Annotated in this window: 22 protein-coding genes and 3 tRNA genes; 9 read left to right on the forward strand and 16 right to left on the reverse strand. The window is 61.6% G+C overall.

Annotated features, from left to right (window positions below; all coding sequences use genetic code 11):
* Positions 1–2: 2 nt before the first annotated feature.
* The 6 genes from AB5Y91_RS18740 to rsmC all read right to left on the reverse strand — a co-directional run bounded on the left by AB5Y91_RS18740 (position 3) and on the right by rsmC (position 4318).
* A tRNA-Leu gene (locus AB5Y91_RS18740) sits at positions 3–88 on the reverse strand.
* Positions 89–134: 46 nt separating this feature from the next.
* Positions 135–220 (reverse strand) — tRNA-Leu (locus AB5Y91_RS18745).
* A gap of 51 nt (positions 221–271) precedes the next feature.
* Positions 272–357 (reverse strand) — tRNA-Leu (locus AB5Y91_RS18750).
* A gap of 116 nt (positions 358–473) precedes the next feature.
* Complete coding sequence (gene glgA, locus AB5Y91_RS18755; RefSeq protein ID WP_368170513.1) at positions 474–1934, reverse strand: glycogen synthase GlgA; 1461 nt, start codon at positions 1932–1934, stop codon at positions 474–476.
* Positions 1924–3183: a glucose-1-phosphate adenylyltransferase gene (gene glgC, locus AB5Y91_RS18760; protein ID WP_259334511.1), complete on the reverse strand. Its 1260-nt coding sequence runs from the start codon at positions 3181–3183 to the stop codon at positions 1924–1926. Before glgC ends, glgA begins: the two co-directional genes overlap by 11 nt.
* 106 nt (positions 3184–3289) lie before the next feature.
* On the reverse strand, positions 3290–4318 hold the full coding sequence (rsmC, locus tag AB5Y91_RS18765) for a 16S rRNA (guanine(1207)-N(2))-methyltransferase RsmC (RefSeq protein ID WP_368170514.1): 1029 nt from the start codon (positions 4316–4318) through the stop codon (positions 3290–3292).
* A gap of 278 nt (positions 4319–4596) precedes the next feature.
* Between rsmC and dapA the strand changes: the two genes are divergently transcribed.
* The 3 genes from dapA (at position 4597) to AB5Y91_RS18780 (ending at position 7954) form a co-directional block, all read left to right on the forward strand.
* A complete protein-coding gene (gene dapA, locus AB5Y91_RS18770; protein WP_290070042.1) occupies positions 4597–5469 on the forward strand; it encodes a 4-hydroxy-tetrahydrodipicolinate synthase in 873 nt (290 codons plus the stop codon).
* Positions 5470–5564: 95 nt separating this feature from the next.
* Complete coding sequence (locus tag AB5Y91_RS18775; RefSeq protein WP_368170515.1) at positions 5565–7205, forward strand: diguanylate cyclase; 1641 nt, start codon at positions 5565–5567, stop codon at positions 7203–7205.
* Positions 7206–7363: 158 nt separating this feature from the next.
* Positions 7364–7954, forward strand: coding sequence for an HAD family phosphatase (locus AB5Y91_RS18780; protein ID WP_106885722.1), 591 nt, complete (start codon positions 7364–7366; stop codon positions 7952–7954).
* Between the two features lie 135 nt (positions 7955–8089).
* Here the strand turns inward: AB5Y91_RS18780 and hfq are convergent, their stop codons facing one another.
* Positions 8090–8449 (reverse strand): RNA chaperone Hfq, encoded by a 360-nt coding sequence (hfq, locus tag AB5Y91_RS18785; RefSeq protein ID WP_111910549.1) that lies wholly within the window; start codon positions 8447–8449, stop codon positions 8090–8092.
* A 323-nt stretch (positions 8450–8772) separates the two neighbouring features.
* Between hfq and AB5Y91_RS18790 the strand changes: the two genes are divergently transcribed.
* The 3 genes from AB5Y91_RS18790 to AB5Y91_RS18800 all read left to right on the forward strand — a co-directional run bounded on the left by AB5Y91_RS18790 (position 8773) and on the right by AB5Y91_RS18800 (position 12353).
* The gene (locus AB5Y91_RS18790; RefSeq protein WP_289985485.1) at positions 8773–10044 is read left to right on the forward strand and encodes a paraquat-inducible protein A; all 1272 of its coding nucleotides are present in this window, start codon (positions 8773–8775) and stop codon (positions 10042–10044) included.
* Positions 10037–11683, forward strand: coding sequence for an intermembrane transport protein PqiB (pqiB, locus tag AB5Y91_RS18795; protein WP_106885725.1), 1647 nt, complete (start codon positions 10037–10039; stop codon positions 11681–11683). The genes AB5Y91_RS18790 and pqiB overlap by 8 nt, the downstream gene beginning before the upstream one ends.
* A gap of 100 nt (positions 11684–11783) precedes the next feature.
* The gene (locus tag AB5Y91_RS18800; RefSeq protein WP_168235864.1) at positions 11784–12353 is read left to right on the forward strand and encodes a membrane integrity-associated transporter subunit PqiC; all 570 of its coding nucleotides are present in this window, start codon (positions 11784–11786) and stop codon (positions 12351–12353) included.
* A 57-nt stretch (positions 12354–12410) separates the two neighbouring features.
* Here AB5Y91_RS18800 and ompA read toward each other — a convergent pair whose 3' ends face one another.
* Together ompA and AB5Y91_RS18810 are read right to left on the reverse strand one after the other, a co-directional pair.
* Positions 12411–13442: a porin OmpA gene (ompA, locus tag AB5Y91_RS18805; RefSeq protein ID WP_368170516.1), complete on the reverse strand. Its 1032-nt coding sequence runs from the start codon at positions 13440–13442 to the stop codon at positions 12411–12413.
* A 299-nt stretch (positions 13443–13741) separates the two neighbouring features.
* Entirely contained in the window at positions 13742–14749 is a 1008-nt protein-coding gene (locus tag AB5Y91_RS18810; protein WP_368170517.1) for an SGNH/GDSL hydrolase family protein, read from the reverse strand.
* A 237-nt stretch (positions 14750–14986) separates the two neighbouring features.
* Here AB5Y91_RS18810 and AB5Y91_RS18815 point away from each other — a divergent pair, with 237 nt between their 5' ends.
* Positions 14987–15367 carry a YgiW/YdeI family stress tolerance OB fold protein gene (locus AB5Y91_RS18815; protein WP_106885729.1) on the forward strand — a complete coding sequence of 127 codons (381 nt, stop codon included), beginning with the start codon at positions 14987–14989 and terminating at the stop codon, positions 15365–15367.
* Positions 15368–15431: 64 nt separating this feature from the next.
* Here the strand turns inward: AB5Y91_RS18815 and mltC are convergent, their stop codons facing one another.
* The 5 genes from mltC to AB5Y91_RS18840 all read right to left on the reverse strand — a co-directional run bounded on the left by mltC (position 15432) and on the right by AB5Y91_RS18840 (position 20594).
* Complete coding sequence (gene mltC, locus AB5Y91_RS18820; RefSeq protein ID WP_106885730.1) at positions 15432–16532, reverse strand: membrane-bound lytic murein transglycosylase MltC; 1101 nt, start codon at positions 16530–16532, stop codon at positions 15432–15434.
* 178 nt (positions 16533–16710) lie between these two features.
* Positions 16711–16983, reverse strand: coding sequence for an oxidative damage protection protein (locus tag AB5Y91_RS18825; RefSeq protein WP_025328361.1), 273 nt, complete (start codon positions 16981–16983; stop codon positions 16711–16713).
* Positions 16980–18053 carry an A/G-specific adenine glycosylase gene (gene mutY, locus AB5Y91_RS18830; RefSeq protein ID WP_368170518.1) on the reverse strand — a complete coding sequence of 358 codons (1074 nt, stop codon included), beginning with the start codon at positions 18051–18053 and terminating at the stop codon, positions 16980–16982. The genes AB5Y91_RS18825 and mutY overlap by 4 nt, the downstream gene beginning before the upstream one ends.
* A gap of 205 nt (positions 18054–18258) precedes the next feature.
* On the reverse strand, positions 18259–18951 hold the full coding sequence (gene exeB / locus AB5Y91_RS18835) for a GspB family T2SS assembly factor variant ExeB (RefSeq protein ID WP_368170519.1): 693 nt from the start codon (positions 18949–18951) through the stop codon (positions 18259–18261).
* A complete protein-coding gene (locus AB5Y91_RS18840; protein ID WP_162627217.1) occupies positions 18951–20594 on the reverse strand; it encodes an ExeA family protein in 1644 nt (547 codons plus the stop codon). Before AB5Y91_RS18840 ends, exeB begins: the two co-directional genes overlap by 1 nt.
* A gap of 250 nt (positions 20595–20844) precedes the next feature.
* Between AB5Y91_RS18840 and AB5Y91_RS18845 the strand changes: the two genes are divergently transcribed.
* Positions 20845–22083 carry a multifunctional CCA addition/repair protein gene (locus AB5Y91_RS18845; protein WP_234566953.1) on the forward strand — a complete coding sequence of 413 codons (1239 nt, stop codon included), beginning with the start codon at positions 20845–20847 and terminating at the stop codon, positions 22081–22083.
* A gap of 104 nt (positions 22084–22187) precedes the next feature.
* Here the strand turns inward: AB5Y91_RS18845 and AB5Y91_RS18850 are convergent, their stop codons facing one another.
* Positions 22188–23453 carry an inorganic phosphate transporter gene (locus tag AB5Y91_RS18850; RefSeq protein ID WP_106885734.1) on the reverse strand — a complete coding sequence of 422 codons (1266 nt, stop codon included), beginning with the start codon at positions 23451–23453 and terminating at the stop codon, positions 22188–22190.
* A 25-nt stretch (positions 23454–23478) separates the two neighbouring features.
* Positions 23479–24159, reverse strand: coding sequence for a TIGR00153 family protein (locus AB5Y91_RS18855; protein WP_025328355.1), 681 nt, complete (start codon positions 24157–24159; stop codon positions 23479–23481).
* A 169-nt stretch (positions 24160–24328) separates the two neighbouring features.
* Between AB5Y91_RS18855 and AB5Y91_RS18860 the strand changes: the two genes are divergently transcribed.
* Entirely contained in the window at positions 24329–25273 is a 945-nt protein-coding gene (locus AB5Y91_RS18860) for an inorganic triphosphatase (RefSeq protein ID WP_368170520.1), read from the forward strand.
* The last annotated feature ends 74 nt before the right edge of the window (positions 25274–25347 follow it).

Genomic DNA, 25347 nt, shown 5'->3' on the forward strand with positions numbered 1-25347 from the left:
CATGGTGCGAAGAGAGGGACTCGAACCCTCACACCCGGGGGGCACTAACACCTGAAGCTAGCGCGTCTACCAATTCCGCCACCTTCGCACATTCGGGTTATCAGTCTGGATTTACATGCTGTCTGATAAAAGCATGGTGCGAAGAGAGGGACTCGAACCCTCACATCCGTGGGACACTAACACCTGAAGCTAGCGCGTCTACCAATTCCGCCACCTTCGCACATTGTCATCAATCTTGTTTTACATGCCATCGATGGAGCATGTTGCAGTATGGTGCGAAGAGAGGGACTCGAACCCTCACATCCGTGGGACACTAACACCTGAAGCTAGCGCGTCTACCAATTCCGCCACCTTCGCATCACTGCGGTGGGGGATTCTATAGAGTTTTGGGGGGCCGTCAACAGCCAAAGGGGACTTTTTTCGCTGTTGACGGATAAAGCCGTATCAAGGGCACAAAACTTCAGCAATCTGGGTCACACCGGGGCCAGTGCGTCCTGATACATCTGCTCGTAGAGGGGAACAGAGTCGGCCCAGTCGAAGCGGGTGTGCATGGCATTTTGCTGCACGCGGGCAAACCGTTCCGGTTCCTGCAGGTAGTGGAGCAGGCTGCGGCGCATGGCATCGAGCAAGGTGCTGGCGGTGGGATCGTTGAAGCAGAACCCGGTCGCGTGCTCCGGATCGGCGTCCCAGTCCACTACAGTATCTTTCAGTCCGCCGACGGCTCTCACCAGCGGCAGGGTGCCATAGGCCAGGCTGTACATCTGGTTGAGGCCGCAGGGCTCGAACAGGGAGGGCATCAGGAAGAAATCGGCGCCCGCTTCCACCAGGTGGGCCAGACGGTCGTCATAGGCGTTGATGAAGGCGAACCTGTCGGGATGTTGCTGGGCTATGGTCTGCAACTGGGCGGCGAGGGAGGGATCGCCGGAACCTACGATCACCACCTGCACCTGATGTTGCAAAAACTTGTCCAAGGCCGGGATCAGCAGGTGCACCCCTTTCTGCTCGGTCAGTCGGCACACCATGCCATAGATGGGCAGGTTGCCGACGGGCAGCCCCGTCTCCTGTTGCAGTGCCCGTTTGCAGGCGTGCTTGCCGGCCAGGTGGTCGGCGTCATAGGTGGCGGGCAGCAGGGGATCGAAGGCGGGATCCCAATCCTGATAATCACAGCCGTTGAGGATGCCGCGCAAGTCGCTCGCCCGTTGCTGGAACACGCTGGCCATACCGTGAGCACCCAGGTGGGTCAGCAGCTCGCTGGCGTAGTTGGGGCTGACCGCATTGATCTTGTCGGCATAGAGCACACCGCACTTGAGCAGGTTGATGTGGCCGTAGTCGTAGTTGATGCGCTGCTCGTAGTCCTGGATCTCCGGCACGGCCCAGAACTGCTGGCGATCGAACACCCCCTGGAAGGCCGCATTGTGGATGCTGATGACCGACCGGGTGCGCTGGAAGAAGGGATTGTGAGCGTGGCGCGTCTTGAGCAGCAGCGGCAGCAGGCCGGTGTGCCAGTCGTTGCAGTGGACTATGTCAGGGGCGAAGTTCAGCTGCTCGCAGGCGTGCAGGGCCGCCGCCGCCAGGAAGGCGAAACGCTCGCCGTTGTCGGGATAGGCCTGATTGTTCTCGGCATAGAGCTGGGGTCGCTCGAAATAGGGCGGGCAATCGAGCAGATAGACGCAGATCCCGTCCAGTTCCAGCTGATAGATGCGATAGCTGATGTCGTCCCGCCCCTGAGGGGTGGGCAACCAGCGCGAGGCGAGCAGTTTGGCCTCATCCCGGCGCTTGAGCGTCTTGTAGAAGGGCAGGATGATGCGAACGTCGTGACCCCCCCGGGCGAGATGCTGCGGCAGGGCCTTGGCCACATCCGCCAGGCCCCCGGTCTTCACCAACCCCTCAACCTCAGAGGCTACAAACAGGACTTTCAGTGGGTTAATAGCCAACTCTTGCTCCCTTAGGTACCACGACGATTCCGCCTTCGGATACGGTAAATCGCTCTCTGTCATGGTCCAGATTCTCACCGATCACGGTGCCGGGTGCAATTTCAACGTTTTTGTCGATGATGGCGCGTCGAATTGAGCAGCCTTCACCTATCTTCACATCCCCGAGCAGCACGGATTCGCTGATGTGGCTGCAGGGGCCTATGTTGCAGCGAAAACCCAGGATGGATCGCTGGATCTGGCTGCCCTGAATGAAGCAACCGCCGGAGATCAAGGAGTTGGCAATCTTGACCTTGCACTCATCGGTGTCGATGAAGGTGGCGGGGGGCAGGGGCGGGTAGTGGGTGTGCAGCGGCCATTTGCGATTGTAGAGGGAGAAGGGGGCATCGTCGGCCACCAGATCCATGTGCGCCTGCCAATACGAATCCAGGGTCCCCACATCGCGCCAGTAGACGTTGGGCTTCTCACCAGGGATGACGTTGGTGCTGTAGTCGTAGACATAGACGGGGGCGCGGGGGAACAGGCTGGGGATGATGTCCTTGCCGAAATCGTGGCTGGAGTTTTCCTCGGCGGCATCGCGCTTGAGCTCGCGGTAGAGCGCCTCGGTCTCGAAGATGTAGTTGCCCATGGAGACCAGGGCCTGGGTGGGATCCCCGGGGATGGGCTTCGGATGCCTGGGTTTCTCTTCAAAACCTATCATGCGACCCTCCTGATCCACCTCGATCACCCCGAAGGCGCTCGCCTCCTCTATGGGCATGCGCAGGGCCGCCACAGTGAGGGCGGCGGCCTTCTGCTTGTGGAATGTCACCATCTGGCTCACGTCCATCTTGTAGATATGGTCGGAGCCGAAGATGCAGACGTGCTCGGGGTCGGAGATCTCGATGAAGCGCAGGTTCTGATAGATGGCGTCGGCGGTGCCGTCATACCAGCGTTTGCCCATCCGCATCTGGGCCGGAATGGGATCGATGAAGCGATCCGTGATGCCGACTATGTTCCAGCCCTTCTTCATATGCAGGTAGAGGGACTGGGACTTGAACTGGGTGAGCACATAGATGCGCAGGAAGTCGGCGTTGACGAAGTTGTTGAGCACGAAGTCGATCAAGCGGTAGCTGCCGCCAAAGGGGACAGAGGGCTTGCTGCGGGTGGTGGTCAGTGGTTGGAGTCGGGTTCCTTCGCCGCCAGCCAATATCATGGTGAGTATGCCTGCCATCGTATTTCTCTCCCTGAATTCATACTTTGAAAAGGTTTTCATGTTGCCGCGAAAAAACACCCCTAAAGGGGTGGTAAACGTTTTCTTGGTACCTTAGCAGATCCCGTCTGGCACTCTCTACTTGTTTTATTACAACCGTTGCACTTATTTAGGCTTTGCTCAGATACACCTTGAATTTGCCATCGCCGGCTATCACTTCGGTCCGTTTGAAGTGCGTATCCAGTATAGGTTGGTAACGCAGGAAGGCATTGGCGACTATGGTCAGGGCGCCATCGGCGGTCAAAAACTCGGGGGCCCTTGCCAGGAAAGTTTCGGTGGCGGCATAGAAGGTCTTGAGCCCGGCATGGAAGGGGGGATTCGAGACGATATGTTGGAATCTTTCGGCAATATCGGAATAGACATCAGAGGCATAGACTCGTCCCTGCAAGCCGTTGACCGCCAGGGTGCGGCGGCTGGACTCGAGCGCCAGGGCGCTGATGTCTACCATGTTCACCGCTAATGCCGGGTTGCGTTTGGCCAAGATGGAGCCGATGACCCCGGCGCCACAGCCAAAGTCGAGCAGCTTGCCCTGCATGGGAGGGAGGCTCGCCAGCAGCATCTGGCTGCCGAGATCCAGGCCGTCGGCGCTGAACACCCCCGGCAGTGCCATTACGGTCAGCTCGGTATCCCCGGCCTTGCACTCATAGCGGCTGAACCAGGCATCCAGCTCGAAGGGGGCGACCGGCTTGCCGAGCTCGCCGTGATAGAGGGAGCAGCGGCGCGCCGAGTCGCGTTTTATCGGCGTCTCGCCATAGGGGGCCAACAGCTTGTCGGCCCCGTTGATGCCGCCCCGGTTCTCGCCGGCGAGGAACAGGTCTGCACCGCTTTCCAGCAGCGGCGCCATCATGGCCAGCAGGTATTGCGCCTCGGCCTTGGCCTTGGGCATCAGCAGCAGCAGGGCATCGAAACGAGGGGCACCGCCGAGCTGGTGATCGAACCGGATGCGCTCACCCAGGGCCGCCTGCTGGCTGAGGAAATAGCAGTAGTCTGTGGTGAAGACCGTCAGGGTGTCGGCCAGCTCGGCAAGCTGACGAGGGTAATCATCTTCCAGGGCGCCACACACCAACAGCCGTTTGCCGACAAAGAGGGCTTGATTACGTTCCAGCATCTGGCTGACGGCACTGACAGGACGGCTCATTGGGACTCTCCACGCTTTTTTGGGCGGCCATTATACATGGCCGCTTTCGCCTTGACATTTATGCTGTGTTCCCGAAATATGCCCAGACACCTTATTTATCCAGAGATGATGCAATGCGGTCATGCGTATCGAAACGAAAGCATAAACACAGCCTGACATTCGGGCCTGCTGGCGTGCGCGCGTAACCTCTCATCCCTGAGACGATTCAAGCCCCGGTAGCGACCCCCGTACCGGGGCTTTTTATTGACTAATCCATCTGTTTAGGAGAAGGAAATCCCATGTTTCAAGGTTCGATAGTTGCCCTGATCACCCCATTTCGACAGGGCCAGCTGGACGAGGCCGCACTGGCTCGCCTGGTGGAGTGGCACATAGAGCAGGGGACCCATGGCATAGTGCCGGTCGGTACCACGGGGGAGAGCCCGACCCTGACCCACGACGAGCATTGCCGGGTGGTGGAGCTGGTGGTCAAGCAGGTGGCGGGACGGATCCCTGTCATCGCCGGTGCGGGGTCCAACAACCCGGTCGAAGCCATCGAATACACCCGTTTCGCCGAGCAGATGGGGGCGGATGCCACCCTGCATGTGGCCGGTTACTACAACCGCCCGAATCAGGAAGGCTTGTTCCACCACTTCAAGGCAGTCCATGACGCCACCACCAAGCCCATCATCGTCTACAACATTCCGCCCCGCGCCATCGTCGATGTGCAGCCGGCGACCCTGGCCCGCCTGGCCGAGCTGCCGCGCATCGCCGGCGTGAAGGACGCCACCGGCGATCTGGCCCGCCCCTGGACCGAGCGTCAGCTCATCAAGAAACCCTTTGCCTGGCTCTCCGGTGAAGACGCCACCGCCGTCGCCTACAACATCGGTGGTGGCCAGGGTTGTATCTCGGTGACGGCCAACGTGGCCCCCAAGCTGGTGGCCGAGGTCCAGAACCTGACCCTGGCCGGTGACTGGCAGGCGGCGCGCGAGTTGCAGGACAAGCTGATCCCGCTGCATCAGGCCATGTTCCTCGAGCCCAGCCCGGCCGGTGCCAAATACGCCGTCTCCCTGCTGGGCCTGTGCAGCGAGGAGTGCCGTCTGCCGGTGATGCCGCTGTCTGACGCCACCCGCGAGCGGATCCGCGCCGCCATGCAGGCGTTGAATCTGTTGTAAAAACTGGGCTCTGGATCTCGCTTTTGAGTGCCAGGTCAATTAATGGCCAGGCTTTGCCGATATACTCGCTTGGATACAACCAAGGATGATTTGGCATGCAAGAATGGGATCCGGAGCACTTCACCAGTTTTGAACATCTCTGTGAAGTGACCTTGGCCGCGGTCAGAGAAAAGACCGAGGCCGAGCAGATCTATCTGTGGCTGCGGGCACCGACGCCCCAGCTCTATCACTACAGGCCCGAGCAGAGCTTGCTCTGTCTGAGCGCCGATCTGCTCAGCTCCCTCGACCTGCCCCTCCTCTTCATAGAGCGCTCCCTCGATCTCGGCCAGTTGCTGGTAGAGCCCATCGCGCCGTCCAGCACCATCTGGGAGAGCGTCGAGCCTGAGGCCCCGCGCCTGCGTGCCTGCTTCCCGCTCAAACGCCACAAGGGGCTGGAGGCCGTGGTCTATCTGGAAACCCGGCGCCGCCTCGATCGCCTGCCAAGGCGCCAGCAGCAGAGCATACAACTGCTGATGCACTACCTCGCCGCCGAGCTGGAGAGCCGGCGGCTCGCCGGTCAGGTCGATTTGGAGCGGGATCAGCGGATCAACACCCAGGCCGACCTCGTCCGCAGCCAGGCCCTGCAGGACTCCTTCCTCAGCATGCTGCAGGCGCTGCACCAGGTGGGGGTCAAGCTGTCGCGCTGTGACAGCGAGGATCGCCTGCTGCACGATGCCGTGGTGCTGGCACGCCAGGAGTTGCAGTTCGATCGCATCGCCATCTTCCTGACGGACAGCGAATTCAAGACCATGCACGGGACCTGGGGCACCAACGAGGCGGGCGAGCTCATCGACGAGCGCCATTTCATCAGCCCCATTCCGGAGCACCCCACGGTGCAGGAGGCGCTGCGCCGCAAGGACTATGTGCTGGTGCTGGAAGATACCCCGCTCTATTACGAGAAGCAGGAGGTGGGGCGCGGCTGGAATGCCATGGTGTCGCTCTGGGACGGGGGTACCCCCATCGGCTGGATCGCGGCCGACAACCTGCTCTGGCGCCGCCCGCTCAAGGCGTATCAGAGCGAGATCTTCAAGCAGTATGCCGCCGTGCTCTCCCAGTTGCTGATCCGCCAGCGCACCCAGGCGGCGCTCGAGCGTTTCAACCGTGACCTGGAGCTGCGGGTGCAGGAGCGGACCCGGCAGCTGGCCGACACCAACCGGGCGCTGGAGGAGGCCAACCGGCGTCTTTCCTTATTGTCGCTGGAGGATCCCCTGACCGGGATCGCCAACCGCCGTCAATGGGACATCACCATGGAGCGGGAGTGGGAGCGGGCGCGTCGCCATCAGGGGGTATTGGCGGTGCTGATGATAGACGTGGATGAGTTCAAGTCCTACAACGACCACTTCGGCCATGGCAAGGGGGATCAGTGCCTGCAACGGGTCGCGGCCCTGCTGCAGGAGACGGAGCGGCGGCGCACCAATCTGGTGGCCCGCTATGGCGGCGAGGAGTTCGTGATACTGCTGTGCGCCCCGCAACCCGGGGAGGCGGAGCGACTGGCGGAGCAGATCCACCAGGGACTGGAAGCCCTGCAGATCCCCCATCCGGCCTCCCGGGTGGCGGCGACGCTCACCGTCAGCATCGGCTTCAGCTATCTGATCCCCTCCTCGGACAAGGGGTGGCAGACCCTGACCGAGCAGGCGGATCAGGCGCTCTATCACGCCAAATCGCAGGGGCGGGCCTGTACCCTGGCCTATCGCTGACTCGGGCCCGCCCTCCCTCCTTTGTCGCGGCATCAGGGCGGCGGCCCTCTTCCTCGGCATAAATGTGGTCGCAAGCGTTTCTCGCCCTCTGACGCATGGCGATGATCCCCGGGTCTGGCTAGAATGGGGGCCCATTTTCCACAGACAGATCCTGCACCATGACCCTCTCCGGATTTCAAGGCCTGGTCTTCGACCTCGATGGCACCCTGGTGGACTCCATGCCCCTGCACCTGGCCGCCTGGGAGCATACCGCCCGCGAGTTTGGCTTTCAGTTCGATGCCGACTGGTTTTATGAGCTGGGTGGCATGCCCAGTCGCAAGATAGCCTTGCTGGTGGCCGAGGTGCAGCAGATCGCGCTGGATCCGCTGGTGGTGACGCGTTGCAAGACGGAGCACTACGTGGCCAACCTGCACAAGGCGACCCCCTTCCCGGCCATGCTGGATCTGGTCAGGCGCTATCACGGCCTCATCCCCATGGGCATAGGCACAGGTTCACCCCGCATCAATGCCGAGGCCGTGCTGCGCAATACCGGGCTGGATCGCTACTTCCCCGTGGTGGTGACCGCCGACGATGTGGAGCTGCACAAACCCCACCCGGATACCTTCCTGCTGGTGGCACAGCGACTCGGAGTCGAGCCTGAGGGTTGTCTGGTGTTCGAGGACACTGGCATAGGGGCGCAGGCCGGTGAGGCCGCGGGCATGCAGGTGTGCATGGTCAAGGAAGGGAAGCCGGTCGGATTGACCTACTGAGAAAACGGGTTGGTCATCGAGGCCGCCTGGGGGAGAAGACCCACTCTCATACGGGACAGGCATGACATGAGAGTGGGGATGCGCGTCGTCACCGATTGACGCAGCGGCAAGCTCAGAGCGAGGAGGAGGCGAGCATCACTGCTCGCTGCTACCGCCCTGATTGTCGTCATAACGGCTCGGGCCGCCGTGGGGGCGCGGGGTCATGGAGACCCGTGGCTTGCGGGCGCGCTGGATGCTGACCGCCGGGCGACCTGAGTGCATGGCGATGGTGGAGATCTTGGCCTTGTAGACCAGTTGCTGATTGCCATGGGCATCGGTCAACAGCACGCTGTACTGGTCGAAGCCGCTGATGGTCCCTTCCAGCTTGATGCCGCTCACCAGGAAGATGGCGACCTGACTGCGGTTCTTGCGCAACCAGTTGAGGGCAGAATCTTGCCCGTTCCCAAGAGAGAAGGCCTGCTCGATGGTGGAGTAGCTTGGGGATTCAGTTGTCATAAATTATTGTCCCGCGGAAAAAAAGTGGCGTTTGATTGTGCTAAATGGTCACAGGCTTGTCAAAGTCATTCTCACCCCGCCGCCAAAGCATCGGTGAACAGGGGCTGATGTGCATGGGCTTGAGCAAATCTGCAGATAAATATGCCCCTCTTCCCTGGATGCAGATTCGATCGATGCTACAAGACCCCCATTCCAGGCCGCGCCTATGCCTATGTATCTCGCGTCCCTTAAGGCCCTGTACATGAACAGGGCTGGTGGTTAGCTGCGGTGGCTGCAATAATTGGCGCCTCTGGCCGTTCGCGGCCTCATGCTGGGGTCTTATCTTGCATTCGGTTTCACACCAACACCCAATTACCTATACCCATGACGCGACCGCGTGCGAAGAGTGTGACTTGCTGGTGCCGGCCACCGCGCTGGCCGTGGGGGAGACGAGCAGCTGTCCCCGTTGCGGTCACACCCTGAGTGCACACCTGCCGCAGCAGGAGCGCAGGCCCATCGCCTATGGCTTTGCGGCGCTGATCATGTTCGTGCTCTCCAACGCCTTCACCTTCATGTCCTTCTCGGCCAAGGGGGTGGGGCAGGAGATGACCTTCCTGCAGTGCATCACCACCCTGGTGGATCAGGGCTATCTGTTTCTGGGGGCCGTGCTGAGCCTGACCCTGATCGGCCTGCCACTGGTCTATATCGGGTCCATCATGCTGGTGCTCTGGCGGCTCGACAAGGATCTGCACAGCAATGCCCTGCGTTCCCTCGGCCGACTGCTATGCCGGATCAAGCCCTGGCTGATGGTGGATGTCTTCCTCATCGGGGTGCTCATCTCCCTGGTCAAGCTGATGGGCATGGCGGACGTCAAGATGGGGCTCTCGTTCTGGGCCTTCGTGGGCTACACCGTGCTGCTGATCAAGATGATCTCGTCCCTGGACCGGATGTGGCTGTGGCAGCGGCTGTTCGGCCCGACCGAGGTGAGGGAACTGGATCCCGAAGCCAGTGCCCTGGCGTGCGGGCTGGTGGGTTGCCACATCTGCGGCGCGCTCAATGACGGCGATGCCCATAGCTGCTCGCGCTGTGGCGATCGTCTCCATCACCGCAAGCCGGGCGGCCTGAACCGCACCTGGGCACTGCTCATCACCTCGGTGATCCTCTATATCCCTGCCAACCTTTATCCCATCATGGACACCGTCTTTCTGGGGGACGACACTCCCTCCACCATCATGGGGGGTGTGGTGTTGCTCTGGGCCATGGGCTCCTACCCCATAGCCGCGGTGATCTTCTTCGCCAGCGTGGTGGTGCCCCTGGTGAAGATACTGGCACTGCTGTGGCTCTGCTACATGGTGCAGCGTGGCCGGGTCGGTTCTCCCCTTGGCAAGCTCAAGCTCTATCGCATGACCGAATTTGTGGGACGTTGGTCGATGATCGACGTCTTCGTGGTGGCCATATTGGCTGGCCTCATCCGGCTCGATAATCTGATGACCATCTACCCGGGCCCCGCGGCCATTGCTTTTGCCGGGGTCGTTTTGATCACCATGGTGGCCGCCATGAGTTTCGATTCCCGCCTGATCTGGGATTTACAACAAGGAGAGCGCGAACGTGAGTGAGCGTAAGACGAGGTGGAAACCGGGCTCTGACTTTATGAGCTCGGCCGCCGCTATCTGGATGGTGCCACTGCTGGCGCTGTTCATCGGAGCCTGGATGCTGTTCCAGCACTGGTATTCACAAGGCCCCAGTTTCACCCTGACGGTCGCCACCGCCGAGGGCATAGTGGCGGGCAAGACGGTGATCCGCTCCCGCGAGGTGGAAGTGGGTCGCATCGAGGCGGTGGAGCTTAGCGATGACTACAGCCATGCGGTGCTCAAGGCTCGCCTGACCAATGCCGCCGCCGGCATGCTCAAGAAGGACAGCCAGTTCTGGGTGGTCAAACCCAGGGTCGGACGGGAAGGGGTGTCGGGTCTTGGCACCCTGCTCTCCGGGGCCTACATCGAACTCGCCCCAGGCAAGAAGGGCAAGGCGCGCGGTGAATACGCCATGCTGGACAAGCCCCCGCTCGCCTCGGTGGACGCCAAGGGGCTGAGGCTCTCCCTCAGCAGCCGCGATGCGCGTGCCCTGGGGATTGGCTCTCCCATCAGCTATCAGGGCTTCACCATAGGCCAGATAGAAGAGGCCAAGTTCCTGCCCGAGAAGAGCGAGATGCAGTACCAGCTCTTCATCAATGCCCCCTACGACATCCTGGTGAGCAGCAACTCCCGCTTCTGGCTGACGCCGGGCTTCGAGGTCTCCATGAGCAGCGAGGGGATGAAGGTGAAGATGGACTCGCTGGAGAGCCTGCTGGACGGCGGCATCACCATGGGGCTGCCGCCAGGCTGGACACCCGGTGAGCCGGTCAAGCAGATGGACAGCTTCACCCTGTTCCAGGACGAGGCGAGCGTGCTGGCCGGTAGCCTGGATCAGTTCATCGACTACGTCTTCCTGTTCGAGGACAACGTGGGTGGCCTGCACCCCGGGGCGGCGGTGCAATACCGCGGCATTCGGGTCGGCACCGTCATCTCTGCCCCCTACCTCATCGACGACAAGGGAGTGCAGATCTTCAAGAGCCGGCAGATCCCCGTGCTGGCCCGCATCGAGGTACAACGCCTCTCCCATCGCTACGCCAACGCGGAGCGGGAGCAGTGGCGGGCCCTGTTCAGCAAGCAGTTCAAGGAGGGATTGCGGGCCAGCCTCAAGACGTCCAGTCTGCTGACCGGCGGCAAGGTAGTGGATCTCAACTTCTATCCGGATGCCCCTGCCTATGAGCCCATCAAGCTGGCAGGCTATCAGGTGTTCCCGACGGTGCAGGCCGGGCTGGATCAGATAGAGCGCAAGGTGAACCTCATCCTCGACAAGTTTGTCGACATGGACATGGCCACCACGCTGACGCAGGTGAATACCACCCTGGCGACCCTGGACAAGACCCTCAAGCACATCAAGGCCGTGAGTGCCAATCTGGAGCAGTTCACCGGTCAGCGTTCGACCCAGCAGTTGCCCGAGTCGCTCAACCAGAGTCTCAAGCAGTTGCAGGAGACCCTGCAGACCTATGATGCCGGCTCCCAGACCAACCAGGAGCTGCGTCAGTCGGTGCAGTCTCTCAATCAGCTGATGGGGGAGTTGCAACCCCTGGTCCATTCACTGAACGAGCAGCCCAGTTCGCTGATCTTCGACCGCTCCCGTCCCCAGGACCCTGAGCCCAAGCGAGGAAAATGATGATGTCTCTGACTTTGCCAACCCTTAATCGAGAGGCCAAATTCGTAGATCTTCGACCGCATCCATTCCCCCAGGATCCTGAGCCCAAGCGAGGAAAATGATGAAAAAACGGATGATGACCCTGGCCTTGCTGGGCCTGCTGGCGGGATGCAGCGCAGCCCCTACGGCACTGCACTACTACTCGCTGGACGCGGAGATCCCGCAGTCGAACGGCGTCACGGCGCAGCCCCAGCACCAGCTGGTGCTGCGTCCCGTCGCCCTCTCTGGCCAGCTGGATCGGATGAGTCTGGTCTATCAGCTGGAGGGCAAGGAGCTGCACTTTGCCGAGTACCATCGCTGGGCGGGTTCGCTGGATGCCCAGCTGAACCAGCTTACCCTCAATGGCCTCTCCAGCAGGCTGCCGGGCTGGGTGATACGGCAGGATGGGGCCCGCAAGGGACCCGTGCTGACCATCTCGGTTGAACGCTTCCAGGGACGGCACGATGGCCGCGCCCTGCTGAGCGGTCGCTGGCGCTTGCTGACGGAGGAGGGAGTGGTGCTGCGGGACGTACCCTTCCAGCAGGAGCGGGTCTTGCCGGCCGATGGGTATGGTGCCCTGGTCGACGAGCTGGGGCAGGGCTGGCAGCAACTACTCGATCAGATAGCGGCGGATGTGCGCACCCGCAGCTGAAAGGGACAATGAAAAACGGGAGGCCTGGGCCTCCCGTTTTGTTATCTGACGCCGGGGTTATTGCTGAACTTCCGATACCCCTTGTACCTTGACCTCTACCCGGCGATCCGGGGCCAGGCAGACGATCAGGTCACGCCTGGACTGGTTGGTGCAGCTCTCGCCGGTGACAGGAGAGCTCTCGCCGTGCCCTTCCACGTTGACCTTGCCGGCAGGCAGCCCCTTGCCAACCAGATAGTCGGCGACTGTCTGTGCGCGCTGCTCGGACAGCTTCTGGTTATAGGCATCGGAGCCGAGACGGTCGGTATAGCCGATGACGGTGGCAGAGCCATCCTTGGGTCTGGCTTCCTCAATCTGGGTGTAGAGGGTATCCAGTGCCTGGCCGGCTTCCGGCTTGAGGGTGGCCTTGTTGAAGTCAAACAGCACATCCGAACTCAGGGTGAACTGCTTGTCGACCACCACGGGCTCGGGGGCCGGGGCCGGGGCTGCAACCGGCATGGCCGGCGGGACCTGGCCGAAGCGATAGACGGCGGCCAGAGAGAGCAGGCCGTTGTCCATGCGCAGGCCTGTGTCTTCACGACTGCCGTAAGGGGTGCTGTATTGGTACTCGAGGCGAGCTGCCCAGTCCAGGTTGAAGGCGTACTCGGCGCCGAGCGCACCGACGAAGGTGAAGTCGTTGTCGTTGTCCAGCTTGTCACTGCTGGTCCAGCCGTAACCACCGCCGACGCGACCATAGAGATCCAGGTTTTCAGCTACCGGGAAGCCAAGCTTCAGGGTCAGCTGCGCCAGCTGCGCCTCGACATCGTCGTTGAAGGCGGCCGCATTCCGGGTGCCGTTGTATTTGAGCTTGCCAAGGTAGTCGTAACCGAGCTCGATCCCCAGGTTCTGGTTGATCTGGTACCCGGCGAAGACACCGGCCCCCACTTCGTCATCATCCTTGTCTTCGGTGGAGATACTGTTGCTCTCGTCGACGCCGTAGAAGTTGGACCAACCCAGTTTGGCACCGCCATACCAGGTATTGTCTTGTCCGGCTGCCTGAGCGTTGGCCGCAAGCAAGCCTGAAACCAGCAAGGTAATCAGTGTTTTGTTCATATGAAGCCTCTGCAATTTGTCTGTGGGAGAGATCGAATTTGTGTCGCCTCGCCTCATGGGTTGGGCTTGTGTCCAGCCACAACATGTTTAAACGTAGCTCGCTTTTTAAAATCCACAAGCAACTGATATAAAACATATTGTGATAACCATCTGCATCATAGAGGAGTCGGCTGATGACCGTGGGGGTATGACCCGATTCTGTGATGAGTGTCATACGAGTTTTGTTGGTTCACTGTGGGGAACAACTGGCTCCAATAAAGAGGCCGACGTGAAGTCGGCCTCTTGCATCTGCTTGCCCATCACTGGGGGATGAACTCGTACTCCCGTTCGATGAAGGTGGCGGCGCGCTCGCTCAGGGCGGCGTGCACGGCCGTGGTCGGGTGGACCTGATCCCAGAACATCTTGCCTTCACAGTTGAGCTCGCTGGCGCTGCGGCGAGCCATCGGACTGGCAACGGCCTGAGCCAGCAAGGGGTTGCCGGCGATGGCGAGGCGCTCCTGCGCATTGAAGGGGGCAAGCTGGCTGTCGGTGGCGGCGCTGCGGGACGAGAACGGCTTCCACACATAGCCCCCGCCGTAGCAGGCGTTCTCTGTGTCACTCAGGCCGAAATTCTGCGGATCCCGCAGCATCTCGGCGAATTGCTTGTCGATCTCGAACAGCTTCACCATGCCGGTAGGGGCCAGCTGGCGTGCCAGGTTCAGCAGCAGCTCGTTGTGATAGCGGGAGACATGGCTGGCTGCCTCCACCACCTTCTGGCTGCGGGCCGAGGGGTTCTGGCCCAGATCCGGCAGGTTGAACAGCAGGATCTGTTTTGCCCCATGAAGCACCATGCGGTTGGCCGAGTCGCTGATGACGTCGCGCACCCGCCTGGCGTCCAGTTCGGTATTCCAGCCATAGGCCAGATAGTCGTTGGCGCCGACCCAGAGGATCACCAGATCGTCCTCCTTGAAGCTGTCCTTCTCCAGGAACTGGGTGATCTCATAGTCCAGATTGTTGATGACCTGATACTTGGGGTTCCAGGAGATCTTGTTGTAGGCCACGGCGGTGGCGCCCCCCTCCGCTTCATTGACTATTTTCAGCCCCGGGAACGGCTGGGTCAGCCGCTCCAGCCAGACGGGGCCGTTGGAGAAGCGGCCCTGGTAGTAGGGCGGGCTGGAGGGAAGATAACCGCGCATCTTGCCGTACATCTTGCCGGTGTCGGAGAGGCTGTCGCCGAACATCACTATGCGGGAGAAGGGGGGACGCGTCTCGGTGGCATGGGCCGTCAGGGCTAAGAGCCCCAGTAAACACAGAAGCCATTTGTTCATCTTGCTGTTCTCATGGAGTGGATGCAGGCGCTGCCTGCGGGCTGTTCCTCGAAGGCAAGGGGCTGGGGACCCCTTTGCCAGGCTGCACGGTATCCACTCGAATACAATCTTGCAGCAAGCCATGGGCATTAAATCGATTGCGGTCACACTGGTCTCCCCTGGATGGGGGAGGCTTCACGTTTGTTTCACGCCAGCCCGGGCAAGATGCCTGCATACCCCAATGACAGGAGCGTGAAAATGAACAAAGCAAAGGTAATCGGCCTGGTGGCCCTGATGTCCGTCTCTTCTTTCGCCATGGCGGCCTATACCGGTCCCCAGGAGCAGAACAAGGTTTCGGTCGCGCAGTTGAAAGACGTGGCAGATGATCAGTGGGTGACCCTGGAAGGCAAGCTGGTCAAGCACCTTGGCGGCGAGAACTACACTTTCCGCGATGAGAGCGGCGAAGTGGAAGTGGAAGTGGACGGGGACGTGTGGCGCGGCGTCGAAGTGGGCCCGAACGATCTGATCCGCATCCGCGGCGAGGTTGACCACAGCTGGAACAAGACAGAGGTAGAGGTCGAGCACCTGGAGAAGGTAGGTGCCGCTCCCCAGAGCAAGGGCGGCTTCATCGCCAAGTAAGTTCGCAGACCATGCTGACAGCAAGGGCGCTACATAAGCGCCCTTGCTGTTTTTGTGTCTGCCGTCAGCCCGCCCGGACGGCGACGGTACGCTTGAACCCCTTCTCGGCCTGATTGACCTTGTAGAGGTAGCGACGGGCCTCCGCCTTGGGGTGCTGCTCGGTCAGCACCTGATAGACAGCCTCGGGAGAGAGGCGGTTAATCATGTCAGGGGCCGCCTTGCGGTTGCTGGAGAAGGTGTTGAGCACCCCGCCCGCGCCGCCGTTGTAGGCGGAGATCACCGCATAGCGACGGGATTGGGGATCCTGGATATCCGCCAGATAGACGGTCTGCAGCAGGTGCAGATAGGCAGTCCCCACGTCTATGTTGTAGGCCGGATTGAACAGATCCTCCCGGGTCGGCTGGCCGTTCTTGCCCTTGACCCGCACATAGACGTCCCGTCCGGCGGTGGCCGGGATCACCTGCATCAGGCCATAGGCATTGGCATGGCTGACCGCATAGGGGTTGAAGCTGCTCTCTGTCTTGATCACCGCATAGATCAGGCTCTCGGCGACGCCGTATTTGCGGGAGGCCTCGCGGATGATGCTGGCGTACTTGTAGCCGCGCTTGTCCTCATGGTTGGCCACCATGGGGATATCGACGAAGAAGATGGTGCGGATGCCGAGGGTGCGTTTCTTCATCGCGCTGGCGAGCAGGTAGTCGGCATAGCGCTCCGCGCGCCAGCCGGAACGGATGGCCTGACCCTGGGTGTCCAGCACCTGGCCATAGAGGAAGGGTTCGCCACCCGGCATGATCTCTCTATCCGAATAGAGATCCACTTCCGCGGGATCGTCCGGGGTCAGCAGCGTCTCTATGATGGCGCGGCGCAGGTGGGCGCGGGGATCTATGCCCGAGACAGTCTCCACCATGATGTGGCCGCTGGAGAAGTCGACGTGGGCCCGGCTCTTGTATTGATCCGTGTATTTGACGTAGTCAAACTTGCCCGCAAACAGTGCCTCGCGTCCCCATATCTCGTTCACGTTATGGGAGAGCGCACTGATCATGTGTTCGAAGCCGCGGATGTCCTTGCCGTTGACCAGATCCTCGTCTTCTGCCCCGGGTTTGGGAGAAGAGGAGCAGGCAGAGAGAAACAGCAGGGCGCACAGCAGCCAAAAAATTCGACCCATAAGATCCTCAAACTGGGCGGTGGGGCCGCCCGTCACTCATTTGCCTTGAACCAGAAGAGGCCAGCCGTCGATGGGCACTCAACCTGGATCACGGGGACAACACATTGGCACAGTGCCGGGAGCCCCATGGCCGCAGATGCCGGGCTTCGGCACTCTGCGCCCTGCTCGCCGACTCGGTTTACTGGCTGGGAGGGGTGTAACCGTCGATGGCCACTTCACCCGCTTCAAACAGGTAGTTCACCATCTCCTTTTCCAGCAGTTGGCGATGCTCGAGATTCATCATGTTCAGCTTCTTCTCGTTGATCAGCATCACCTGTTTCTTCTGCCATTCGGTCCAGGCTTCCTTGCTGATGTTGTCGAAGATCCGCTTGCCGAGTTCGCCGGGATAGAGTTGGAAATCCAGGCCAGGACCCTCTTTTTTCAGACGCTGGCAAAATACGGTACGGCTCATGTTGACCTCTGTGGTTGTAAGTCCGGGTAGGCGAGCAGGCGGGCCGTGGCGGCCGCCAATCCCACCTCGGCAGGATGGCGTAAGTTATACCAGAGTCGGGAATCCGCTTCCATGAGCAAGGGGGGCGGCGGGGCAGCCATTTCGATCAGCAAGGGCCGAATATCGAGGTGGAAGTGACTGAAAGTGTGGCGAAATCCAGCGAGCTCCCGGTAGTCGGTCTCATCGAGTCCCAGCCCCTGCAGGCGCCCTTCGATCTCGGCCAGGGACTCCACCTGGGGGAAGCAGTAGAGGCCGCCCCAGATCCCCTGGGGGGGACGCTTCTCCAACAGCAGCTGGTCACCGTGGCGAATGATCAGCATGATGCCGTTGCGGGCCGGAATGCTCTTCTTCGGTTTGCTGTTGGGGTAGGCGGTGGGGTTGCCCTGCGACAGCCCCTGGCAATCGGCCTGCACCGGGCAGCGATCACAGGCGGGCTTGCTGCGGGTGCAGACGGTGGCGCCCATGTCCATCATGGCCTGGTTGTAGTGGGCCACGCCTAGCCTTGGGGTCAGGCGGGTCGCCAGCTCCCACAGATCGTTCTCCACCTGCTTCTGGCCTGGCCAGCCCGGCAGTGCCAGCCAGCGGGTGAGCACCCGCTTGACGTTGCCGTCCAGAATGGCGTGGGGCTGGCCGAGGGAGAGGGAGAGCACGGCACCGGCGGTGGAGCGACCTATCCCGGGCAGGGCCATCACCTCGTCCAGCCGCTCCGGAAACAGGCCGCCGTGCAGATCGCGGATCTGCTGGGCCGCCTTGTGCAGGTTGCGGGCGCGGGCGTAGTAACCGAGCCCGGTCCAGTGGTGCAGCACCTCGTCGATGGGGGCGTCGGCCAGCACCAGCACATCGGGGAAGCGGGCCATGAAGCGCTGATAGTAGGGGATGACGGTGGCGACCTGGGTCTGCTGCAGCATGATCTCGGAGACCCAGACCCGGTAGGGGGTCTTGTCCTCCTGCCAGGGCAGGGTCTTGCGGCCGTGGATCTGGTACCAGTCCAGGATCCGGGTGGCGAAAGTCGCGTTATCTGAGTTGCTCACATTACTCTCATGTTATTGATTTAAAACAAAATTAACCCACGTGTAGCGGTCTTTGTGCTGATACCAGTACAACGCCAGGGTGGCGAAAGTGCTGTTATCTGAATGGCTCACGGGGTTCTCATGTTTTGATTAAAAAGGGGAGCTCTCGGGCTCCCTCTTGAAATGCCGGCCAGGCCCGCAGGCCCGGCTTGCCATTGTGGCTCGCTCAGCCGCGCCAGTCCTGCAGCGCCTTGAGGCTGACATGCTGACCGCCGACCTGCAGGATGATGTAATCCTGGGCGATGGCGACCAGCAGTACCCCGGGGGCGACCTCGCTGCCCTCGTGCAACTCCCGCCCGTTGAGCACCACGGCGCGTTTGGCCGGGTCGGAGGAGAAGTTGTGGGCGCCATAGGTCAGGGGAGGTACCTGCTGCTTCAGCGCAGGATCCAGGGCGCTGATCGGCATGGCGCCGGACTGGGGCTGTGCCTGGGGCGCCGTCTCTTCCACCAGCGGGGTGTTGTTGAGGGCCATCATGATGCGCTCCGCCAGGCTCTGGGTGCCGTTGCCGTTGCTGGCGGTCGCCGTTGCGGGAGCCGCGGCAACGGCTTTGGGCTGCACCACGGGTTCTGGCAGGGGCGGAGGCAGCGGGCGGGTGATCATGGGTCTGGGTTCGACCCGCACGAAGGGGGGCGTCACCACCTCCTTCACCTCGATCTGCTGTTCGATGGGCTTGAGATGATAGAGGTGCCAGCCGTAGTTGGCGGCCGCCCCCATGATCAGGGCAAGGGGTGCCAGTACCCACCAGATCCAGCGGCGGTCAGGCTCCTCCTCCTGGCTCACGGGCAGGCCCATGAGGGGCATGTGGGGGGTAAACTGGGGCTGATCGGCGCGGCGCAAGGCCTTGAGCAGGGTAGACATCAGGAGGCCTCCTCCACCAAGGGATCCATGGCGTCATCCACCACGGCATCCAGATCGACAGGGGTGCTGGCACGCAGGGATTCATCCTCCAGCCTCGGCATGGGTTCACCGGCCACGGCATTCAGGCGCAGCAGGGTATTGCTGCCGGCGATGCCGTCCGGGGTCAGTCCCTGCTCGCGCTGGAACTGCTGCAGCTTGTTCTTTAGGGTGGCATCGAAGCGGCTCACCTTGCGATCCGGTTGCTGCATGGCGCGGCTCAGCGCATTGTCCAGCCACTGCACCTGGGTCGCACCGGCATTGCTGCCGATCAGGGTCACCCCGCCCTTGGGCATGCGCCACAGCAGGGTATAACTGCCCCCCCAGGCGTCGGAGAGCCACTGTCTGTCCACCTGCCAGCTCTGATTGCCGATGAGCAAGGAGGCCTTGTCCGGCCCCAGGCTGACCAGGGTGGCATAGTAGAGGCCGCCGGTCTCGTCGGTCAGGCTGATGAGGGCCGGGTGTTGCAGGGCCTGCAGCTGTGCCAGGCTGGCTTCCCCCTCCTGGCAGCGCAGCCCGGCGCGGGGGGCGTCGTCACAGGTCGACTCCTCCAGCTCGGTCTGGTAGCCCCACACCCTGTAGAGATTCTGCATGGCCACACCGGGATCTAGTGCCTGATTGATGGCGCGGGTCAGCTGCTCCTGCTGCTCAGGGGTGTCATCCACCTTGACCGGCACTTCCACCTTGACCAGGGGGCGGGTCGGGAAGACCCCGAACCACTGCCAGCCCCACCAGCCGGTGGCGACCAGCAGGGCGCCGGCCAGCGCGACCAGCAGACCGGACTGCCAGGTGCCCTCGTCGCGAATGCCGCTCACCTCATAGGCCGACTGGCTGATGTCGCCGTGCACTATCTTGTGGCTGCCGCGGGCGAAGGCGGCGATCAGGGCGCGATCGCAGATGAGGTTGATGAGGCGCGGGATGCCGCCGGAGAGGCGATGCAGAGTCTGGATCGCCTTGGGGGTAAATATGGGCTGGACGCAGCCTGCCACCTGCAGCCGGAAGCGCACATAGGCATCCACGTCCTGGCGGGAGAGCGGCAGCAGGTGATAGCGGGCCGTGATGCGCTGGGCCAGCTGGCGCAGCAGGGGCTGGCGCAACATCTGTTGCAGCTCCGGCTGGCCGATGAGCACCACCTGCAGCAGCTTCTTCTCGTCTGTCTCGAGGTTGGTGAGCAGTCGCAACTGCTCCAGCACGCCGGGCAGCAGATGCTGGGCTTCATCCACCAGCACCACGCTGCGCTTGCCCGCCGCCAGATTGGCCAGCAGGTGGTCGCGAATGAGATCGAACAGCTGCTTGAGGCTGGCCTCCTGGGCATAGGGCAACTGGAACTCGTCACAGATGGCCGCCAGCAGATCCCGCTCGGTCAGGGAAGGATTGAGGATGTAGGCGATCTCGGTCTCGGCGGGCAACTGCTGGAGCAGGCAGCGGGAGACTGTGGTCTTGCCCGTACCCACTTCCCCCGTCAGCAGCACGAAGCCGCCACCGTCCTGCAACCCGTAGTTGAGGTGGGCGAGGGCCTCCCCGTGACGTTCGCTCATATAGAGGTATTTGGGGTTGGGCGAGATGGAGAACGGGGGCTCCGACAGACCGAAGAACTGTGTGTACATAAGGATCCATTCCATTGTTATGGGCGGCAGGTTAAAGCCTCCCCAGAGGGATGTCAAAGACCCGGACGCCATAAGAGAGGCATCATAGCCGGTGCCCCAAATGCCTGGGGTGATCGCGCCCGGATTATGGCAATAAGCGGCCATCTTCCGGTGCTTTCTCCCGGGGTGGCGGGCGGGCCTCTTGCGGGCGCATCGTCTATGACGGCCAAAAGCGGTATCATCGAGGCAGATTTATCGAGGGAGAGTGCGCGTGCAGATTTATCTGGTTGGGGGGGCGGTCCGTGACCGCCTGTTGGGATTGCCCCAGGGGGACAGGGACCATCTGGTGGTCGGTGCCACTGTGGAACAGATGCTGAACCTGGGGTTCACCCAGGTCGGCCGCGACTTTCCGGTGTTTCTCCACCCCAGCACCCAGCAGGAGTACGCCCTGGCGCGCACCGAACGCAAGCAGGGGCAGGGCTATACCGGCTTCGTCTGTCACGCCGCCCCCGAGGTGACGCTCGAACAAGATTTGCTGCGCCGGGATCTCACCATCAACGCCATTGCCGAAGACGAGAGCGGGCAACTGCACGATCCCTATGGCGGGCTCCGGGATCTGGAGGCGCGGCTGCTGCGCCACGTCTCCCCGGCCTTCGCCGAGGATCCCCTGCGCATCCTGCGGGTGGCGCGCTTCGCCGCCCGTTTCCATGAGCAGGGTTTCGTGGTGGCCCCCGAGACCCTGGCCCTGATGCGGGAGATGACCGACGCCGGCGAGCTCGCCCACCTGACCCCGGAGCGGGTCTGGAAGGAGCTGGAGAAGGTGCTGCTGGGGCAGACTCCCAGGGTCTTCTTCGAGGTATTGCGCGACTGTGGCGCCCTCAAGGCGCTCTTTCCCGAGCTGGATGCCCTGTTCGGGGTGCCGGCCCCCGCCAAGTGGCACCCTGAGATAGACACCGGCATTCACACCCTTATGGTGTTGGATCAGGCCTGCCAGCGCTCCCCGGATCTGCCGGTCCGCTTCGCCGCCCTCTGCCACGATTTTGGCAAGGGCCTGACCCCGCCCGCGTTCTGGCCGAGCCATCACGGCCATGGCCAGAAAGGGTTGCCGCTCATCCGGGATTTCTGCGAGCGGTTCAGGGTGCCGAACGACTGCCGCGACCTGGCCCTGTTGGTGAGCGATCTGCACACCCACATCCACATCGCCTTCGATCTCAAGCCGCCGACCCTGCTGAAGGTGTTCGACAAGGCGGATGCCTGGCGCAGGCCGGAGCGCTTCGCCCAGCTGCTGGATGCCTGCCGCGCCGACTTCCACGGTCGTACCGGTTTCGAAGAGAAGGTCTACAGCCAGCCGGACTATGTGGCCCAGGCCCTGGCGGCAGCCCAGGCTGTGCCGGTCAAGGAGATAGTGGCGGCGGGCTTCAAGGGGGAGGGGATCCGCGAGCAACTCGCCAAGCGCCGGCTCGATGCCATCAGCCGGGTGCGCGACGAGTGGACCTTTATCGACGAATAAGCGCCTCTGCAGGGTCGATGAGCTAAGCGTCGGCGACCGTTTCAGGCAACTCAGAGGCATAAAAAAGCCCGGGTCAGTGACCCGGGCTTTTTGCTGTGAGGTGCTTAAGAGAAGCAGGCCTGCAGCACATAGAAGATGGCGATGGCCAGGATGGCGCCGGCGGGCAGGGTGATGACCCAGGAGACCACTATGTTGCGCAGCACGCCCAGGTTCAAGGCGGCTATGCCACGGGCCAGACCCACCCCCATCACTGCACCGACCAGAGTCTGGGTGGTGGAGATGGGCAGACCTGTACCCGAGGCGATCACCACTGTGGCGGCGGTAGCCAGCTGGGCGGCGAAGCCACGGCTCGGGGTCAGGTGGGTGATGCCGGTGCCGACGGTGGCCATTACCTTCTCACCCATGGTGGCCAGACCGATGACGATACCTATGCCGCCAAGGGGCAGTATCCACCAGGCGATGTGGGAATTGCCGGTGATCTGGCCGGCACTCTCGACTGTGGATACCACGGCGGAGAGCGGGCCTATGGCGTTGGCCACGTCGTTGGAGCCGTGGGCGAAGGCCATGGCACAGGCGGTGATCACCATCAGGATGCCGAACACCTTCTCCACGTTGGCGAAGTGCATCTTGTTGTCATCCTGCGGGTTGTACTGCTGACCGCGAATGTAGAACCAGCCGCCGATGGAGAGGGTCACCGAGATGGCGATGGAGAGCAGTATGCCCTCGCCGTCGCTCAGGTGCAGACCGACGTGGGTCAGCCCCTTCTTGATGGTCACCAGACAGATGACCAGCGCGGTCAGGAACATGTAGAAGGGGACATAGCGCTTGGCGTTGGCCAGCGGGTTGTCGGTGTTGAAGATGAGCTTCTGCACGCTGATGAACATGAAGTAGGCGATGATGCCCGAGATGGCCGGTGTGACCACCCAGGAGCCGACTATGCCGCCAAACTTGCTCCACTGCACCGCTTCCGGGCCGACGCTCACCACGGCGAAGCCGACGATGGCCCCTATGATGGAGTGGGTGGTGGAGACGGGCCAGCCGAAGTAGGAGGCCAGGATCAGCCAGAGGCCGGCCGCCAGCAGGGAGGCTATCATGCCGAGCACCAGCAGATCCGGGGTATCGGTGAAGGCATTGGTATCTATGATGCCGTTGCGGATGGTCGCCGTGACTTCGCCACCGGCCAGATAGGCACCGGCGAACTCGAAGATCATGGCGATGATGATCGCCTGACGTATGGTCAGAGACTTGGTGCCGACCGATGTGCCCATGGCGTTGGCGACGTCGTTCGCACCTATGCCCCAGGCCATCAAAAAGCCGAACAAGGCCGCCACGAGCACCAGGGTGGTGCCGTAATTTGCGATAATGTCCATTAGTAGTGTTTACCCAGTCAGTCGATTACGAACGAGCCAGCATCAGTTCCAGACGGGCGCCAACGCGCTCGGCCTGATCAGCCAGGTCACCTACCCATTCGAGGATCTTGTAGAGGAACATAACGTCGATCGGATTGTACTTGTGCTCAACGGCTTGCAGCTGTTGGCGCAGCCCGATCTGCATGGTGTCAGTATCGTCCTCGATGAGATCCAGCTGGTGGATCATCTCGGCAACCATTTCAACTTCACGTCCTTTAAAGCCGGTTTCGAGCAGCTCATCGAGTTCTCCGATGGCTTTTTCGGCTTGGGCGGTCGCATCGATACAACGTTTGAGATAGGCCATGAAATCGGCACGCATCTCGGTGGGGAATTCCATTTTGCGGCCAAGCATGCGGCCGGAAATATCCTTGGCACGGTTGGCAATCTTGTCCTGTTGCGTCAGCAGTTCCAGCAGATCGGTACGGGCGACCGGCAGAAACAGACCGCGAGGCAGTTTGAGGCGAATTTCGCGTTTGAGAATGTCCGCTTCTTTTTCCAGCTGGGCTATCTGTTGCCGGATTTTCTCGGCATCTTCCCAACGGTCTTCGGCAACGGCATCAAAGAAGGGAACCAATTGCTGGGAGCACTGGTGAACCTTGACGATATGCTTCTGCAGCGGCTTGATGGGGGACTTGGCAAAAAGACCCAAAATAGTATTTACTGGCATGGCCAAACCTGTGTCGGTGAAAAAACACTCGATACGATTTTATGAGGGGCGCAGGATAACCGAACTGTGCCATCAATAAAACCGTGAATTAATCCTTATCTATCGCTGGCATTATATCCTCGCGACCCGGATCATGCCCCCCAAAGTTGCCTGCCTGCCCGGAATGACTATGCAAACTGAGATCGAGATAAAGTTTTTCGTCACCAGCAATATTCAAGAATCTCTCTCCAACTTTCTGAATTCACTTGAAATTATCTCCTCTGAGCAGGTCAGGCTCGGCAATGTCTATTTCGATACGCCCAAGCTGGATTTACGCTGGCTCGACATGGGATTGCGGATCCGCCGCAGCGATCATTTTTCCGAGCAGACGATTAAATGCCGTGGCCAGGTGGTTGGCGGGCTGCACGCCAGACCCGAATACAATGCCCCGGTGAGCGGGGATCTGCCGACCCTGTCCGCCTTCCCTGATGACATCTGGCCGAGCCTGGCCGTGCGCGACGAGATCCAGTCCAGTCTGGTGGCCCAGTTCAGCACCGACTTCCTGCGCCGTCACTGGCTCATCGCCTTCGAGGGGGCCCAGATAGAGCTGGCCTGGGATCGAGGGGAGATTGTCGGTGTCCTGGGACGCAGCGAGATTGACGAGCTTGAGCTGGAGCTCAAGTCAGGCGACGCCCGCGCCCTGTTCGGGCTGGCGGCGCGGCTGGCGGAGCTGGGGGGCGTCAGGTTGGGAGCCCAATCCAAGGCGCAACGGGGCTATCGGCTGGCGGGGCTCGGCAAGCCCCTGACGGTGCAACCCTTGCCGGATGTCGGCGGGCTAGATGGCAAGGCCTGCATCACGCTTGGCCTGCAGCTCTGGCAGCATCACGAGCAGCTCTGGCTGGAGTGCGAGGACGAGGAGCGGCCGCAGGCGCTGCAAGGGATGCTGCAGGGTTGTGACCTGGTGGCCGAGGCCGCCGAGAACCTGGCGCAGACCCCTGCCTGGTTGCCCGCACTTAGGGTGCAGCAGCGCTTGCTGGCAGGGGCTGAGGAAGAACGGCTTTCGGCCCTGCTGCACGGCGCCGATCTCGTGGGACTGCAACTGGCCATAGCGGCCTGGTTGCACCTGGATTCTTGAGGGTTCAGGTTTGCACTGAATGCAAAAAAGGTGAGCCCAGGCTCACCTTTTTGTTGGCTGATGGAAAGCGCCCG

The organism is Aeromonas sp. R4-3, from assembly GCF_040908275.1.
GTDB classification, from domain to species: domain Bacteria; phylum Pseudomonadota; class Gammaproteobacteria; order Enterobacterales; family Aeromonadaceae; genus Aeromonas; species Aeromonas rivipollensis.

Coding starts and splice junctions, on each gene's coding strand:
- AB5Y91_RS18850 (WP_106885734.1), bottom strand. CDS start 23,453: ATGGACATTATCGCAAATTACGGCACCACCCTGGTGCTCGTGGCGGCC.
- mltC (WP_106885730.1), bottom strand. CDS start 16,532: ATGGGTCGAATTTTTTGGCTGCTGTGCGCCCTGCTGTTTCTCTCTGCC.
- ompA (WP_368170516.1), bottom strand. CDS start 13,442: ATGAACAAAACACTGATTACCTTGCTGGTTTCAGGCTTGCTTGCGGCC.
- AB5Y91_RS18825 (WP_025328361.1), bottom strand. CDS start 16,983: ATGAGCCGTACCGTATTTTGCCAGCGTCTGAAAAAAGAGGGTCCTGGC.
- AB5Y91_RS18840 (WP_162627217.1), bottom strand. CDS start 20,594: ATGTACACACAGTTCTTCGGTCTGTCGGAGCCCCCGTTCTCCATCTCG.
- AB5Y91_RS18860 (WP_368170520.1), top strand. CDS start 24,329: ATGCAAACTGAGATCGAGATAAAGTTTTTCGTCACCAGCAATATTCAA.
- AB5Y91_RS18810 (WP_368170517.1), bottom strand. CDS start 14,749: ATGAACAAATGGCTTCTGTGTTTACTGGGGCTCTTAGCCCTGACGGCC.
- AB5Y91_RS18855 (WP_025328355.1), bottom strand. CDS start 24,159: ATGCCAGTAAATACTATTTTGGGTCTTTTTGCCAAGTCCCCCATCAAG.
- AB5Y91_RS18780 (WP_106885722.1), top strand. CDS start 7,364: ATGACCCTCTCCGGATTTCAAGGCCTGGTCTTCGACCTCGATGGCACC.
- AB5Y91_RS18775 (WP_368170515.1), top strand. CDS start 5,565: ATGCAAGAATGGGATCCGGAGCACTTCACCAGTTTTGAACATCTCTGT.
- hfq (WP_111910549.1), bottom strand. CDS start 8,449: ATGACAACTGAATCCCCAAGCTACTCCACCATCGAGCAGGCCTTCTCT.
- AB5Y91_RS18815 (WP_106885729.1), top strand. CDS start 14,987: ATGAACAAAGCAAAGGTAATCGGCCTGGTGGCCCTGATGTCCGTCTCT.
- dapA (WP_290070042.1), top strand. CDS start 4,597: ATGTTTCAAGGTTCGATAGTTGCCCTGATCACCCCATTTCGACAGGGC.
- exeB (WP_368170519.1), bottom strand. CDS start 18,951: ATGTCTACCCTGCTCAAGGCCTTGCGCCGCGCCGATCAGCCCCAGTTT.
- rsmC (WP_368170514.1), bottom strand. CDS start 4,318: ATGAGCCGTCCTGTCAGTGCCGTCAGCCAGATGCTGGAACGTAATCAA.
- AB5Y91_RS18800 (WP_168235864.1), top strand. CDS start 11,784: ATGAAAAAACGGATGATGACCCTGGCCTTGCTGGGCCTGCTGGCGGGA.
- glgC (WP_259334511.1), bottom strand. CDS start 3,183: ATGAAAACCTTTTCAAAGTATGAATTCAGGGAGAGAAATACGATGGCA.